This is a genomic window from Pseudomonas sp. PH1b, from assembly GCF_000633395.1.
Lineage (GTDB): Bacteria > Pseudomonadota > Gammaproteobacteria > Pseudomonadales > Pseudomonadaceae > Aquipseudomonas.
Map to the genome: position 1 here is coordinate 310,600 of NZ_AYMU01000002.1, position 14,093 is coordinate 324,692.

At 61.4% G+C, this 14,093-nt stretch carries 14 protein-coding genes; 10 read left to right on the forward strand and 4 right to left on the reverse strand.

Translation table 11 applies throughout. The annotated features are described in order from the left end of the window. Positions 1 to 2: 2 nt before the first annotated feature. The 8 genes from cobU (at position 3) to U873_RS0104135 (ending at position 5,336) form a co-directional block, all read left to right on the forward strand. On the forward strand, positions 3 to 524 hold the full coding sequence (gene cobU / locus U873_RS0104100; RefSeq protein WP_025127026.1) for a bifunctional adenosylcobinamide kinase/adenosylcobinamide-phosphate guanylyltransferase: 522 nt from the start codon (positions 3 to 5) through the stop codon (positions 522 to 524). Next, positions 521 to 1,576, forward strand: coding sequence for a nicotinate-nucleotide--dimethylbenzimidazole phosphoribosyltransferase (gene cobT, locus U873_RS0104105; RefSeq protein WP_025127027.1), 1,056 nt, complete (start codon positions 521 to 523; stop codon positions 1,574 to 1,576). The genes cobU and cobT overlap by 4 nt, the downstream gene beginning before the upstream one ends. Further along, on the forward strand, positions 1,573 to 2,148 hold the full coding sequence (gene cobC, locus U873_RS0104110) for an alpha-ribazole phosphatase family protein (RefSeq protein WP_025127028.1): 576 nt from the start codon (positions 1,573 to 1,575) through the stop codon (positions 2,146 to 2,148). Before cobT ends, cobC begins: the two co-directional genes overlap by 4 nt. Before the next feature lies 1 nt (position 2,149). Continuing rightward, complete coding sequence (locus tag U873_RS0104115; protein ID WP_025127029.1) at positions 2,150 to 2,881, forward strand: adenosylcobinamide-GDP ribazoletransferase; 732 nt, start codon at positions 2,150 to 2,152, stop codon at positions 2,879 to 2,881. A 70-nt stretch (positions 2,882 to 2,951) separates the two neighbouring features. Then, positions 2,952 to 3,356, forward strand: a complete 405-nt coding sequence (locus tag U873_RS0104120) for a MarR family winged helix-turn-helix transcriptional regulator (protein WP_025127030.1) — start codon at positions 2,952 to 2,954, stop codon at positions 3,354 to 3,356. A gap of 51 nt (positions 3,357 to 3,407) precedes the next feature. Continuing rightward, entirely contained in the window at positions 3,408 to 4,610 is a 1,203-nt protein-coding gene (locus U873_RS0104125) for an MFS transporter (protein ID WP_025127031.1), read from the forward strand. Then, on the forward strand, positions 4,607 to 4,729 hold the full coding sequence (locus U873_RS37140) for a hypothetical protein (RefSeq protein WP_256244284.1): 123 nt from the start codon (positions 4,607 to 4,609) through the stop codon (positions 4,727 to 4,729). The genes U873_RS0104125 and U873_RS37140 overlap by 4 nt, the downstream gene beginning before the upstream one ends. A gap of 55 nt (positions 4,730 to 4,784) precedes the next feature. Continuing rightward, positions 4,785 to 5,336 (forward strand): glutathione peroxidase, encoded by a 552-nt coding sequence (locus U873_RS0104135; protein ID WP_025127032.1) that lies wholly within the window; start codon positions 4,785 to 4,787, stop codon positions 5,334 to 5,336. An 80-nt stretch (positions 5,337 to 5,416) separates the two neighbouring features. On the opposite strand, the gene U873_RS0104140 is transcribed toward U873_RS0104135, so the two are convergent. The 3 genes from U873_RS0104140 to U873_RS0104150 all read right to left on the reverse strand — a co-directional run bounded on the left by U873_RS0104140 (position 5,417) and on the right by U873_RS0104150 (position 7,821). After that, positions 5,417 to 6,697: an OmpP1/FadL family transporter gene (locus U873_RS0104140; protein ID WP_025127033.1), complete on the reverse strand. Its 1,281-nt coding sequence runs from the start codon at positions 6,695 to 6,697 to the stop codon at positions 5,417 to 5,419. A gap of 144 nt (positions 6,698 to 6,841) precedes the next feature. Next, on the reverse strand, positions 6,842 to 7,324 hold the full coding sequence (locus tag U873_RS0104145; protein WP_025127034.1) for a hypothetical protein: 483 nt from the start codon (positions 7,322 to 7,324) through the stop codon (positions 6,842 to 6,844). Between the two features lie 272 nt (positions 7,325 to 7,596). After that, on the reverse strand, positions 7,597 to 7,821 hold the full coding sequence (locus U873_RS0104150) for a hypothetical protein (RefSeq protein WP_025127035.1): 225 nt from the start codon (positions 7,819 to 7,821) through the stop codon (positions 7,597 to 7,599). 873 nt (positions 7,822 to 8,694) lie between these two features. Between U873_RS0104150 and U873_RS34980 the strand changes: the two genes are divergently transcribed. Then, positions 8,695 to 9,018, forward strand: coding sequence for a hypothetical protein (locus tag U873_RS34980; protein ID WP_081818603.1), 324 nt, complete (start codon positions 8,695 to 8,697; stop codon positions 9,016 to 9,018). 175 nt (positions 9,019 to 9,193) lie between these two features. Continuing rightward, the gene (gene rmuC / locus U873_RS0104160; protein ID WP_177330236.1) at positions 9,194 to 10,561 is read left to right on the forward strand and encodes a DNA recombination protein RmuC; all 1,368 of its coding nucleotides are present in this window, start codon (positions 9,194 to 9,196) and stop codon (positions 10,559 to 10,561) included. Positions 10,562 to 10,576: 15 nt separating this feature from the next. Here rmuC and U873_RS0104165 read toward each other — a convergent pair whose 3' ends face one another. Next, on the reverse strand, positions 10,577 to 14,050 hold the full coding sequence (locus tag U873_RS0104165) for a PAS domain-containing hybrid sensor histidine kinase/response regulator (protein WP_025127038.1): 3,474 nt from the start codon (positions 14,048 to 14,050) through the stop codon (positions 10,577 to 10,579). Positions 14,051 to 14,093: the final 43 nt, after the last annotated feature.

A 14,093-nucleotide genomic window follows, 5' to 3' on the forward strand; every position in this document is an offset into this window, starting at 1 on the left:
GCATGTTGCAACTGATTCTCGGCGGTGCCCGTTCCGGGAAAAGCCGCCTGGCTGAAAAGCTCGCCGGCGACAGTGCTCTGGCGGTGACCTACATCGCCACTAGCCAGCCGCTGGATGGCGAGATGAATCAACGTATCGTTCATCACCGTGAGCGTCGCCCGGCACACTGGGGGTTGATCGAAGAACCGTTGGAACTGGCCCGGGTGCTGCAGCAGGCGGCCAGCGTCGAACGTTGCCTGCTGGTGGATTGCCTGACCCTGTGGCTGACCAACCTGCTGATGCTCGAAGACGAAGCTCGTCTGGCGGCGGAACGCCAAGCCTTGTTGCAGTGCCTGGAAACCTTGCCGGGCGAGATCATTTTTGTCAGCAATGAAACCGGAATGGGCGTTGTGCCCCTGGGCGAATTGACTCGCCGCTATGTGGATGAAGCCGGCTGGCTGCATCAAGCCCTGGCCGAGCGCTGTCAGCGAGTGGTGCTGACGGTGGCGGGCCTGCCCCTGACTTTGAAAGGAACCGCGTTATGAGTAACTCCTGGTGGCTGAACCCGTGCAAGGCGATCGACACCCAGGTGGTCGAGCAGGCGCTGGCCCGGCAGCAGCAATTGACCAAGCCGGCCGGTTCCCTGGGGCGACTGGAGCCACTGGCGGTGCAACTGGCGGGCTTGCAAGGGCGACTCAAGCCCAGTCTCGATTCCGTGTGGATCGGGATTTTTGCCGGTGATCATGGCGTGGTGGCCGAAGGTGTTTCCGCCTACCCGCAAGAAGTGACCGGGCAGATGCTGCTGAACTTTGTCAGTGGCGGTGCGGCGATCAGCGTGTTGGCCCGGCAATTGGGGGCAGCGTTGGAGGTGGTGGACCTGGGAACGGTGACGCCTGGGTTGAGCTTGCCCGGTGTGCGGCACTTGGACCTGGGAGCCGGCACGCAGAATTTTGTCCAGGGTCCGGCCATGACCCGGGCCCAGGGAGAGCTGGCATTGCAGGCCGGTCGCGACAGCGTGCTACGGGCTCGCGCGCAGGGGGCACAATTGTTTATCGGCGGTGAAATGGGCATCGGCAACACCACGGCTGCCAGTGCCATCGCCTGTGCCTTGCTGGATATCCCCGTGGTGCAACTGGCCGGGCCCGGCACCGGGTTGAATGCCGAAGGGGTCAGTCGCAAGGCCCAGGTGATCGAGCGCGCCCTGGCAGTGCATGCCGCTTCCCGTGGCGATGCCTTGCAGACCCTGTTCAGCCTCGGCGGTTTTGAAGTGGCCGCATTGGCGGGGGCTTATCTGGCCTGCGCCCAGGAGGGGATCGCGGTACTGGTGGATGGTTTTATCTGCAGCGTCGCGGCGCTGGTGGCGGTACGCCTGAATCCGGCCTGTCGTCCATGGCTGCTGTTCGCCCACCAAGGCGCCGAGCCCGGGCATCGGCATGTGCTGCAGACGCTGCAAGCCGAGCCGCTGCTGGATCTCGGCCTGCGCCTGGGCGAAGGCAGTGGCGCCGCGTTGGCGGTGCCGTTGCTGCGGCTGGCCTGTGACCTGCACGGGCAGATGGCAACCTTTGCCGAGGCGGCCGTGGCTGATCGCCCGGCATGACCTTGCACCTGGACCTTTTGCGCCACGGTGAAACCGAGTTGGGCGGTGGTCTGCGTGGGAGCCTGGACGACAGGCTGACCGAGTTGGGTTGGCAGCAGATGCACGAAGGCGTTCGCGAGCGCGGGCCTTGGGATCTTGTGGTCAGTTCGCCGTTGCAGCGTTGTGCGCGTTTTGCCGAGGTGCTGGCGGCGCAGCTTCAGCTGCCCCTGGCCCTGGAGCGCAATCTGCAAGAGCTGCATTTTGGTGCCTGGGAAGGGCAAAGCGCGGCGGCCTTGATGGAAACCGATGCCGAGGGGCTGGGGCGTTTCTGGTCCGACCCCTATGGGTTCACGCCGCCTGAAGGTGAGCCGGTGGCCGCGTTTTCCCAGCGGGTGCTGGCGGCGATTGACGGGTTGCTGCAGGCCCATGTCGGTCGGCGTGTGCTGCTGATCAGCCATGGAGGGGTGATGCGCCTGCTGCTCGCCCGGGCTCGCGGCTTGCCCAGGGAGCAGTTGCTGAATGTCGAGGTCAGGCATGGCGCCTTGTTCAGCCTGAGCGTGGCCGCCGATGGTCAATTGAGCGAAGAGGGCTGAGATGCTGCCGTTCTGGATTGCCCTGCAATTTCTCAGCAGCCTGCCGATCCGCCTGCCGGGGATGCCGCAGCCTGAAGAGCTGGGGCGCTCGCTGTTGTTCTATCCGCTGGTGGGGCTGTTGTTCGGCCTGCTGCTGTGGGGCTGCCATGCGCTGCTCGGTGGTACGCCTTTGCTGGTGCACGCGGCGCTGTTGCTGACGGTCTGGGTTCTACTCAGTGGCGGCCTGCACCTGGATGGGCTGGCGGACAGCGCCGATGCCTGGCTGGGCGGCTTCGGCGATCGGGAGCGGACCTTGAGCATCATGAAGGACCCCCGTAGCGGACCGATCGCCGTAGTGACCCTGGTGCTGCTGTTGCTGCTCAAGTTCACCGCCCTGGTGGCAGTGATCCAGCAGCAGCAAGGCTGGGCCTTGCTGTTGCCACCGTTGATCGGGCGAGCAGCCTTGCTGGGGCTGTTCCTCTGCACGCCGTATGTGCGTGCCGGAGGGTTGGGGCAGGCCTTGGCCGATCATCTACCCCGGCTTGCGGGGCGCCAGGTGCTGGGTTTGAGTGTGCTGGCCTGTTTGCTCTTGGGTGGCTACAGCGGGCTGTGGGCGGTGCTCCTGGCAGTGGTGGTGTTCTTCTGGTTGCGGCACTTGATGATGAAGCGTTTGGGCGGCACTACTGGAGACACCGCGGGCGCCTTGCTGGAGTTGTTGGAGACCGTCGTCTTGTTGGGGCTGGTGGTGTTTTGAGCAGTGTCTGGGTTTGGCGAATTTTCTGAAAAATCTTGCCTTGGGTTAATCACGGGTATATACACGCATCATGCTTCCCTCTCAGTGTTTGTGCACCAACCTGCGACGCGCCGCCCGCGGCGTCAGCCGCTACTACGACGGCGCCCTCGACGGCTTCGGAATCAACGTCGCCCAGTATTCCTTGCTGAACAACCTGCTGCGTCTTGATCAGCCGAGCATTTCCAGCCTGGCTGAAGCCATGGGCCTGGACCGCAGTACGCTGGGGCGCAATGTACGGGTGCTGGAGGGCGCTGGGCTGGTCAGGCTGATGGAAGGTGATGATCAGCGTAATCGTCTGGTGCAGTTGACCGAGGCCGGACACGAGCGGCTGGTTGCGGCCTTGCCGGCCTGGGAAGCGGCCCAGCAGCGGTTGATCGATCGCCTGGGTGTGGAAAAGCGTGAAACCTTGTTGGCCTTGCTGAACGAACTGGCTTGAAGCCATTTCGTTCGACTATAAGCGGGTATATACCCGTAGCTGGAGAATAAAATGTCATCGATGTGGCGTACCAGCGGCTGGGTACTTCTGGGCAGTGCACTGATTCTGGCGTTGTCATTGGGCATCAGGCACGGTTTCGGACTGTTCCTGCCGCCCATGAGCGCTCAGTTTGGCTGGGGGCGTGAAGTTTTCGCTTTCGCTATCGGCCTGCAGAACCTGATCTGGGGCCTGGCCCAGCCGTTCACGGGGGCTTTGGCCGACCGCTTCGGTGCTGCCAAGGTGGTGCTGGTTGGTGCAGTGCTGTACGCCGTCGGGCTGGTGTTCATGGGGCTGTCGGATTCGGCCTTGTCACTGTCCCTGAGTGCCGGCTTGCTGATCGGAATCGGTTTGTCCGGTACTTCGTTCTCGGTGATTCTCGGCGTCGTTGGCCGGGCGCTGCCACCAGAGAAACGCAGCATGGGCATGGGGCTTGCGAGCGCTGCGGGCTCTTTTGGTCAATTCGCCATGCTCCCTGGGACCCTGGGGCTGATCGGCTGGCTGGGCTGGTCGACGGCGTTGCTGGTGCTGGGGCTGTTGGTGGCGCTGATCGTGCCGCTGGTGAGCATGCTCAAGGACAAGCCGTTGCCGGTATTGGGCCATGAGCAGAGCCTGTCGCAGGCACTGCACGAGGCTTGTTCTCACTCCGGATTCTGGTTGCTGGCGTTCGGCTTCTTCGTCTGTGGCTTCCAAGTGGTGTTCATCGGCGTGCACCTGCCGGCTTACCTGGTGGATCAGCATCTGCCCGCCACTGTCGGGACCACGGTGCTGGCACTGATCGGCCTGTTCAATATCTTCGGTACCTACACGGCCGGATGGCTGGGGGGGCGGATGTCCAAGCCGCGCCTGCTGACCGGTCTGTACCTGTTGCGGGCGGTGGTGATCGCGCTGTTCCTGTGGCTGCCCGTGACCCAGACCAGTGCCTATCTGTTCGGCATGGCCATGGGCTTCTTGTGGCTGTCCACAGTCCCTTTGACCAACGGCACAGTGGCGACCTTGTTCGGAGTAAGAAACCTCTCCATGCTCGGCGGGATTGTCTTCCTGTTCCACCAGCTGGGATCTTTCCTTGGTGGCTGGCTCGGGGGCGTGGTGTATGACCGTACCGGGAGTTACGACTTGATCTGGCAAGTGGCGATTCTTCTCAGCCTGTTGGCTGCGGCCCTCAACTGGCCGGTACGCGAGCGCCCGGTGGCGCGCTTGCAGGCGAGTGCGGCGTGAAGCCATTGATCGGTTGGGCAGCCGGCCTGAGTGTCGGCATCCTGTTGTTGCTGTTGGCCTGGTGGGGCTGGCACCGCGGTGGGCTGGCCCTGATGCAACTGGGCATGGGTGCTTGCTAGGGCGGGGTGCAGACGAGTAACGTCGGTGCCTGACGACTTTTCAAGGACGCTGGGCATGGTTATGCGCTGGTTTGCTGTTCCTGCTTTACTCGTGGCGTTTACAGGTTCTGTCTGGGCGGCGGACTGTCCATCACTGCTGCAGGGCTCGCTGCCAAAGCTGCACGCCAAGGAATCCATCGACCTGTGCCAGCGTTTTGCCGGCAAGCCGCTGGTGGTGGTCAACACGGCCAGCTTCTGCGGCTTCGCTCCTCAATTCAAAGGCCTCGAGGAGTTGTACCAGCGCTACAAGGACCAAGAGCTGGAGGTGCTGGGTGTGCCGTCCAATGACTTCAAGCAGGAGTCCAAGGATGCTGCACAAACCGCCAAGGTCTGCTACGTCAATTACGGTGTGACCTTCACCATGATCGAGCCGCAGAAGGTTAGGGGAGCGGATGCGGTGCATCTGTTCAGGGTGCTGGCCGAGCAGAGCAGTGCGCCGAAGTGGAACTTCTACAAGTATGTGGTGGATCGCCAAGGCAATGTGATTGCCAACTTTTCCAGCCTGACCAAGCCGGATAATCCGGAGTTCATTGAAGCGGTGGAGAAGGCGTTGGCGTCGAAGCCCTGACTCGGTTCATTCAATGGCCAATAAAAAAACCCGCATGTGCGGGTTTTTTATTGGCTTGAAACTGCGCGATCTACCGTTCGTTAGAACTTGTAGGTAGCGCCCAGGCCATAGCCCCATGCGCTGTTCTGGTAGGTAGCGCTGTAGGCGTTGCCTTTGCCGGTTCTGTTGACGTTGACGTCTTCTTCCTTCAGGTAGGAAACCGCCAGGTCCAGGGTCAGGTCATCAGTCGGGCTGTAGCCGGCACCGAAGCTGATTGCCTTACGGTCACCGGTAGGGATACGTACGGAACGGTCGGTGTTGTTGGTTGGCGCCTGGTCAACCGAGAGGCCGCTGCGCAGAACCCACTCTTTGTTGACCTTGTAGGAGACACCTACAGCCGAGGCCCAGGTATCGTGCCAGTTCTGTGGCTCGGTGATGGTACCGACCGGGCCCCTGGAGCCGCCGAGCAGCGCAGGAACGCCTTCGTTGTTCACGGTGATGTCTTTCAGGCGGCTCCAGCGAGTCCAGGTGCTACCTGCGTAGACGGTCCACTGGTCATCCAGCTTCTGGGTGACCGAGAAGTCGACGACTTCCGGGGTGGTGATGTCCAGCGAAGCATCGTAACGGCCGCCGTTGAACGGACCAAAGCCCGGGCCGGCAATGTTGGTGTGGCCTTCGAGCTTGTACTTGACCTTCGAGTGGTAAGTCAGACCCAGACGAGTGGTCTCGGTAGGCTGCACGATAATACCGACGTTGTAGCCGATGGCGGTATCGTCACCCTTGATCTTCACGCTGCCGTCATTGCGGCCGAAGAGCGCAGGGTTTGGAAATGGGGTAGCAGAAGTCAGTTCACCGCTCAGGCGGTTGATGGTCGGACCAAAGCCGATCGACACCATGTCATTGAAGGCATAGCTGACAGTCGGTTGCAGAGTGACAACCTTGACTACGCTCTTGTCGCCGTAATAACGGCTGGCAGAGCTGGACTCATAGTTGGTAACCAGACCGAAGGGTGCATAGGCCCCCAGACCCAATGCCCAGCCGTTACCCAGTTGCTTGACGAAGAAGCCCATTGGAACCGTGGTGAACGGGACCATGTCGCCATCGCTGGTGCCGCCGGGTGGGCCGCCCTTGACGTTTTTCAGGTTGGTCTTGGCATCGATTGCTGCCACGCCGACAGTTACCTGGTCGCGTTTGAGCAGGGACATACCGGCAGGGTTGCCGTATACAGTGCTGGCATCTTCGGCAGAAGAAGAACGACCCGCGAAGCCGGTACCCATGCCGCTGATGCTTTGTTCGTTAAGAGCAAAGCCGCTGGCGAAAAGTTGGGTGGAAGCAAGTGCAACCGCGAGACTTATGGTGGATTTGAGCATTACTTTTTTCATTATTAGAACTCCTGATGATCACCGAGGCGAAAATTACCAACATTTCGGTCTCGGCGCTATAGGCTGCAACAGTTGATTTAGAGCGGTTTTGTAGGACAATCCGACCAGAATCGGCTTCTTTCTCCGATTTTGTAAAAGTCGTGGTCAGCAGGCGACCTGGCTTAACGGGGCAATACAGGTTTGCCAGGCGCAGGCGAAATCTCTTAAACGTCCTTGTGGTTGAAAGGTCTTCCTCCAGATACGGGCCATGCCGAGCAGATCGTCGGCAGCAGGGAGCGGGGTGTGTTGTTCTTCCACCAGCAACCAGGCGATTGCGGTGGCGTAGCGCAGATTGACGGTCAGTTCCAGGTGTGGACCGCTGAGGAAGGCGTGCTGGCTGGCCAGCCCGCGAACCAGGCTGGCCCGTTCGGGATCCAGTGCCAGGTATTGATCCCAGAGGGCTTGGTGTCGTATTTCGGTGATGCGATACAGGCCGTGACCGCGGCGATCGTGCAGGGCCGAGCCCAGCCCGGACTGGCTGGCGGCAATGCCCAGTAACAAGGCTTCAGCGGTTTTGCTATGGCTGCCCAGGTACATCAATGTCGGGCGGATGACATAGCGGCACAACTCGCTGGCGGCGATACCCATAAAGCCCTCGAGGATTGAAATGGCCGGCGAAACCTGAAGGGAGCTTGGCAGCGAGGAGAGGATCAGGTTTGCCGGAAGCGGCTCAGGCCGCTTGAGTTGAAGTGTAGTGTCATATCTGTGCTGTAAAGGATTGTTTTTAAAATATTTCTGTTCCCTTGTTATAAGCCTTATACCGATTGGTACTTTGGCCCGGGTGGCCGGCTGGCAAATAACGGGCAATAAAAAGCCCCGCGATCAAGCGAGGCTTTTGAGGTTTTCAACGCTTTGGCGTATCAGGCCACCAGGGCCTGGCGCGTGCGCTCGATCACCGCCTGCAGCGGTTCAGCGCTGGAGTACTGGTCGGGGTACAGGCGTTCGCTGTGACGAGCGATGCCGTGTTCGTTGACCAGGGTGAAGCTGAAGCAGCCTTTGCGAGTGGCCATGATCAGGCAGTTCAACGGAGCAAAGGCGTGGGTTAGGGTGCGAATGGCATCCTGAGTCTGGATTTGAGTAGACATAATTATTAGGTGTTCCTACAAATGACACGGTTAAGAACCGTGCAACGTTAAAACGTTCCAGTAACGTCGACCACCATTGGTCAAACGAAGAACCCGACTGGAACAAAGCAGCCAGTTGCAGCGCTTTAATTAGGTTGCGCTAGGGCTGGCAGGTAGGTACTTAGGAGGGCAGGCAGCACAGCAAGGGCAAAGGTTCTGGGCCCAGGGTGGAGATCCTGATCAATTTGCAGGTTGGTTCGGTCAGAGTAAGTCATCACACTGCCTTTGAATTCGTTTCAAGGGCGGGATTGCGTTGAGTTTTACCTGGAAACCATCGAGGTGGTCGGTCCTTTAGGTTCGGCGTTATTCTCGATTCGAGTAACTGCCGATGGGACTTTTTCGACCAGAATTGACTTTCAGCTTGGTACTAACGGCGAGGATTCTATTGAGTTGAACGGAAGAATGCAAGTGTGCTAGGAAAAAATTGTCAGAGGGAGGAACCCGCTCGTGTCGAGTATGTAACCTGCACTGCTGTAGCGTGTACGAAAACGGTGCGTTACCGACGTTTGTTTCCGCGTGTTTGTGCACACTTGTTGCGCAGCGTGTCACCGCCTTGTCACCTTCCTTCCTGCAGTCCCTCTAGCCTGTCTCGAGAATTTAAGTCAATGATAAACATCGCTTTTTTTACTGGTGAAAAAATCGTCAGTTTGACTGAAAGGCCCGTCTCATGGGCCTTTGGGAGGGTTGTGGAGGGGTTGTCCACTGAGTTATCCACAGCTTCTGTGGATTGTCCCAAGCGCTTGCTCTAGGACGGGCGTGCTGGCTCTTTTGGGCTTTACCCGTGCGAAAAAAGGAGTAGAGTGGCGCGCCTTCCGATCTGCCCCACAGTGCTTTATGAAGTTTCGCTCAGTATCACCTTCTGTTACCGCTCCCCCTGCCAGTGTTACCGAACCCAAGCGCTTTTCCCTGCGAGTCGCCCTGTGGCTGCTGGACAGTCCGCGTCTCGGAGATAACCCCAACGTCAAGCACTTTGCCGGACGCTTGCTCAAGCAGCCGGCCCGGGAAGGCGTGGTCGCGGCGCAAAGTCGCCTGGGCCAGTTGATGTGCCGTGAGTGTGGCAACGCCCGGGACCGGCGCATCGGCCATGATCTGCTGCGCCAGGCCGCCCGTGCCGGCGATCGTCGCGCTCAGCAGGAGCTGGGCCGGATCGAAGACTGAGCTGTCCAACACTCGGTGGCTTGGTTAACCTTCATTTCTTCTTTCGATGACAGGAATCGCTATGGCTATGGACTTGACCAGCATGCTGCTTGGCCTGGCGGGAGCGGCATTGCCGCTACTGGTACTGGCCTGGCAACTGCAGCGTCGTGCCAATTCCTACCAGAATGAACTGTCTTTGCTGGAAGAGCGCCTGGCCACGGCTCAACTGGCCCAGGAAGGGCTGGCAGCGCAATTGGACGCCAGTCGCGATGAAGTCAGCGACCTGAGCCAGGCCAATGCCCTCAAGCAAGCGGACCTGGCGGCCTTGGGCCGGGAAGTCGAGTTGCTGCAGGTCGAGCGGGACAATGCTCGCGATGCCGCCCATGCCTGGAACCTGGAACGCGCGGCCAAAGAAAACGAGTTGCGCCGCCTGGATGCCCTGGCTGCTTCACTGCATGCCGAACTGCGCGAACAGCAGGAAAGCCACCAGCAGCGCCTGGCGGATTTGCAGGGTTCCCGGGATGAATTGCGTGCGCAGTTCGCCGAGTTGGCGGGCAAGATCTTCGATGAACGCGAGCAGCGCTTCGCCGAAACCAGCCAGCAGCGCCTCGGGCAGTTGCTCGACCCGCTCAAGGAACGCATCCAGTCCTTCGAGAAACGTGTCGAGGAAAGCTATCAGGCCGAGGCTCGGGAGCGTTTTTCCCTGGCCAAGGAACTGGAGCGCCTACAGCAGTTGAACCTGCGCCTGAGCGATGAGGCCACCAACCTGACCCGCGCCCTCAAGGGGCAGAAGACCCAGGGCAACTGGGGGGAACTGATTCTCGAGCGGGTGCTGGAACATGCGGGCCTGGAGAAGGGCCGCGAATACCAGACCCAGGTCAGCCTCAAGGGGCCGGATGGCGAGCGCTTCCAGCCCGATGTGCTGATCATGCTGCCCGGCGACAAGCAGGTGGTGGTGGACTCCAAGGTCAGCCTCACGGCCTATCAGCAATATGTCGGCAGCGACGATCCGCAAATCGCCCAGGCGGCCTTGAAACAGCATGTGCTGTCCCTGCGCAATCACGTCAAGGGCCTGTCCGATAAGGACTACAAGCGCCTCGAAGGTTTGCACAGTCTCGACTTCGTCCTGCTGTTCGTGCCGATCGAGGCCGCGTTCTCTTGCGCCCTGCAGGCTGAGCCCAACCTGTTCCAGGAAGCCTTTGATCGGCATATCGTGATTGTCAGCCCCACTACCTTGCTTGCGACCCTGCGGGTGATCGACAGCCTGTGGAAGCAGGAGCGGCAGAGCCAGAATGCCCGGGAAATCGCCGAGCGTGCGGGCTGGCTCTATGACAAGTTCGTGCTGTTCATCCAGGACCTGGATGAAGTCGGCAACCGCTTGCAGCAACTGGACAAGGCCTATTGCGCGGCACGCAATAAACTGACCGACGGACGCGGCAACCTGGTCAGCCGCAGCGAGCAGCTGCGGTTGCTCGGTGCGCGTGCCAGCAAGAGCTTGCCGGCGGACTTGCTGGAACGTGCCATGACCGATGCTGAAGGGCGGGAGCTGGAGCTGCCGGAGTAGGCGGTTGCCTGGCCATCATCCCAAAGGCAAGTGCCGACTGAGCAGGGCGCGCAACGCCGCGGGCTTCACCGGCTTGGCCAGGTAGTCCAGGCCCGCGGCATGTACCTGGGCCACCATCTCGGGACGCCCATCGGCGCTGATCACCACCCCGGGCACCGGTTCGCCCAGCTGTGTGCGTAACCAGGCCATGACCTGGGTGCCGGTTTCACCGTCATCCAGGTGATAGTCCACCAGCGCCAGCTGCGGACGGATGCCTTCCTTGAGCAGCGCGGCACATTCCTCGCGGTTGCGCGCGGTCCATACCTGGCAGCCCCAGCGGGTGAGCAGGCTGTTCATGCCGATCAGAATGCTGTCTTCATTGTCCACGCAGAGCACTTGCCCACCGTTGAGCGACTGGCCGTTGGCTTCGGCGCTCTTGCCGGGAGCGACCACGCTGGTACGGGCGAGAGGAATGCTGACGCTGAACACGCTGCCTTTACCGGGCCAGGAGCGCACCTGCAGGGGGTGGCCGAGCACGCGACAGAGGCCATCGGCGATCGCCAGGCCCAGCCCCAGGCCTTTTTCGGCGCGGGTCTGGTGGCTGTCCAGGCGCTTGAACTCTTCGAATATCACCTGCTGCTTGTCCAGGGGAATGCCCGGGCCTCGATCCCAGACCTCCAGGCTCAACGAGTCGCCTCGACGGCGCACCCCCAGCAGCACCGGGCCTTTGGCGTAGCGGAAAGCGTTGGTCAGGAAGTTCTGCAAGACCCGTCGCAGCAGCTTGCTGTCGCTGTCCACGCGCAGGCGGCTGCCCCGTACGCGAAATTGCAGGCCCTGCTCCTGGGCCAGGGCCTTGAATTCGGCGCCCAAGGTGTCGAACAGCTCATTGAGGGCAAAGGGCTTGCGGTCAGGGGTGATCTTGCCGTTTTCCAGGCGCGAAATGTCCAGCAGGTCGCTGATCAGGTCTTCCGCTGAGCGCAGCGAACTGTCCAGGTGCTGCACCAGTTGCTGGGCTTCGGCGGACAGGCCGTCGTCCTGGTGGGACAGGGCAGCGGAGAACAGGCGTGCGGCGTTCAAGGGCTGCATCAGGTCGTGGCTGACCGCGGCCAGAAAGCGCGTCTTCGACTGGTTGGCGGCTTCCGCCGTACCCTTGGCTTCGGTCAACGCCGCGTTGAGTTGGGACAGCTCGTGGGTGCGTTCTGCCACCCGTTGTTCCAGGCCTTCATTGGCCTCGGTGAGGGCTTGTTCGGCTTCGCGGAATGGGGTGATGTCGGTGAAGCTCATGACGAAGCCGCCACCGGGCATCGGGTTGCCGATGAGTTCGATGACCCGGCCGTTGGGGAACAGTCGCTCAGAGGTGTGGGCGCGGCCCTGGCGCATCCAGTGCAGGCGCCGGGCTACATGGACTTCGGCCTCGCCGGGACCGCACAGGCCGCGTTCGGCATTGTGGCGGATGATGTCGGCTATCGGCCGGCCGACGCTGATCAGGCCTTCGGGGTAGTTGAACAGTTCCAGGTAGCGTCGGTTCCAGGCCACCAGTTTCAGCGACTGGTCGACCACGCTGATGCCCTGGGTGATGTTTTCGATCGCCCCTTGCAGCAGGGCACGGTTGAACTGCAGCACTTCGGAAGCTTCATCGGCGATGCGCACCACGTCTTCGAGCTGCATTTCCCGGCCTTCGATGGCCGCCTTGACTACTGCGCGGGTCGAAGAGGCGCCGAGGACGCCGGCCAGCAAGCGTTCGGTGTGGGCGATCCATTCGCCGTCGGCGTTCTGGTTCGGGTTGAAGCCTTTGCCCTGGCGGTAGGCGAAGCGGATGAAGCTCTGGCGCGCGCGTTCTTCACCGACAAAGCGCGCGGCGAGCTTCAGCAGGTCGTCGATCTGCACCGAGAGCATCGAGCGGGAGCTAAGGCGGCTGCTGATTTCCTGGCCGATAAAGCGTCCGGCCTGCCAGTGTTCCGAGACCCGGGTGCGTGACAGCACCGAGACCCAGGCAAACAGGGTGAAGTTGCCGGCCAGGGACAACACCACGCCTTGGGTCAATGGGGTGATCGGCAGGCCCAATGGGTTGCCGTGCAGCCAGGCCAGGCCCGGGAAACTGCTCAGGGACCAACCCAGGCTGTGGGCCGCGATCGGCAGGACCAGGGTGTAGAACCAGATGAATGTGCCGGCCGCGAGTCCGGCGAATACACCACGGCGGTTGGCCTGTTTCCAGTACAGCGCGCCGAGCATGGCGGGGGCTAGCTGGGTCACGGCAGCGAAGGCGATCTGGCCAATCGTGGCCAGGCTTGCGGTAGAGCCCAGCAGGCGATAACTGACATAGGCCAGCAGCAAAATGACCACGATGCTGACCCGGCGCACCGAGAGCATCCAGTGGCGGAACACTTCGAAGGGCCGCTCGGCATTCTTGTGCCGCAACAGCCACGGCAGCAGCATGTCGTTGGAGACCATGGTCGACAGCGCCACGCTGGCGACGATCACCATGCCAGTGGCGGCCGAAGCGCCGCCGATGAAGGCCAGCAGGGCCAGGGCCGGATGGGACTGGGCCAGGGGCAGGCTGATGACGAAGGAGTCCGGCAGTACGCTGCTGGGCAGGAGCATCTGCCCGGCCAGGGCAATAGGCACGACGAACAGTGCGGCCAGGGCCAGGTAGGCGGGAAACACCCATTTGGCCAGGCGCAGGTCCTGGGGTTCGATGTTCTCCACCACGGTGACGTGGAACTGCCGGGGCAGGCAGATGATCGCCATCATGGCCACGCCGGTCTGGACCACCATCGACGGCCAATTGATGGTTTCCTTCCAGTACTGCTCCAGACGGGGAGCGAGCATGGCCTGGTTGAACAGGTCGTCGAAACCGTCGTACAGGCCAAAGGTCACGAAGGCGCCGACGGCGAGGAAGGCAAACAGCTTGACCAGGGATTCGAAGGCGATTGCCAGCACCATGCCCCGGTGGTGTTCGGTGGCATCGAGGTTGCGGGTGCCGAAGACGATGGTGAACAGCGCCAGGATCAGTGACACGATCAGTGCAGTGTCCTGGGCCCGCGTACCCATGGCGTCGGCGCCGGCGCCGATCAGCAGGTTGACCCCGAGCACGATGCCCTTGAGCTGCAGGGCTATATAGGGCAGTACCCCCACCAGGCAGATCAAGGCCACCACTACGGCCAGGGACTGGGACTTGCCATAGCGGGCAGCAATGAAGTCGGCGATGGAGGTGATGTTCTCCTGCTTGCTGATCATCACCATTTTCTGCAGCACCCAGGGGGCGAGTACCAGCAGGAGGATGGGGCCGAGGTAGATCGGCAGGAAGGCCCAGAGTTGTTCGGCGGCCTGGCCGACCGCGCCAAAGAAGGTCCAGCTGGTGCAATAGACCGCCAGCGACAGGCTGTATACCCAGGCACGCACTCGTGGCGGCAGTGGCGTGCTGCGACGGTCGCCGTAGAAGGCGATGGCGAACATGATGGCCATATAGGCTAGGGCAACGGCGGCAATCAGCCCGCTGGACAACGACATGGCAACTCCGAAACAAAGACACCGGGCACCTCAGCCCGGCCAG

Excerpts from the sequence above, each read along its gene's own strand:
- cobU (WP_025127026.1), top strand. The coding sequence starts at position 3 with ATGTTGCAACTGATTCTCGGCGGTGCCCGTTCCGGGAAAAGCCGCCTG.
- cobT (WP_025127027.1), top strand. The coding sequence starts at position 521 with ATGAGTAACTCCTGGTGGCTGAACCCGTGCAAGGCGATCGACACCCAG.
- cobC (WP_025127028.1), top strand. The coding sequence starts at position 1,573 with ATGACCTTGCACCTGGACCTTTTGCGCCACGGTGAAACCGAGTTGGGC.
- U873_RS0104115 (WP_025127029.1), top strand. The coding sequence starts at position 2,150 with ATGCTGCCGTTCTGGATTGCCCTGCAATTTCTCAGCAGCCTGCCGATC.
- U873_RS0104120 (WP_025127030.1), top strand. The coding sequence starts at position 2,952 with ATGCTTCCCTCTCAGTGTTTGTGCACCAACCTGCGACGCGCCGCCCGC.
- U873_RS0104125 (WP_025127031.1), top strand. The coding sequence starts at position 3,408 with ATGTCATCGATGTGGCGTACCAGCGGCTGGGTACTTCTGGGCAGTGCA.
- U873_RS0104135 (WP_025127032.1), top strand. The coding sequence starts at position 4,785 with ATGGTTATGCGCTGGTTTGCTGTTCCTGCTTTACTCGTGGCGTTTACA.
- U873_RS0104140 (WP_025127033.1), bottom strand. The coding sequence starts at position 6,697 with ATGAAAAAAGTAATGCTCAAATCCACCATAAGTCTCGCGGTTGCACTT.
- U873_RS0104145 (WP_025127034.1), bottom strand. The coding sequence starts at position 7,324 with ATGGGTATCGCCGCCAGCGAGTTGTGCCGCTATGTCATCCGCCCGACA.
- U873_RS0104150 (WP_025127035.1), bottom strand. The coding sequence starts at position 7,821 with ATGTCTACTCAAATCCAGACTCAGGATGCCATTCGCACCCTAACCCAC.
- U873_RS34980 (WP_081818603.1), top strand. The coding sequence starts at position 8,695 with ATGAAGTTTCGCTCAGTATCACCTTCTGTTACCGCTCCCCCTGCCAGT.
- U873_RS0104165 (WP_025127038.1), bottom strand. The coding sequence starts at position 14,050 with ATGTCGTTGTCCAGCGGGCTGATTGCCGCCGTTGCCCTAGCCTATATG.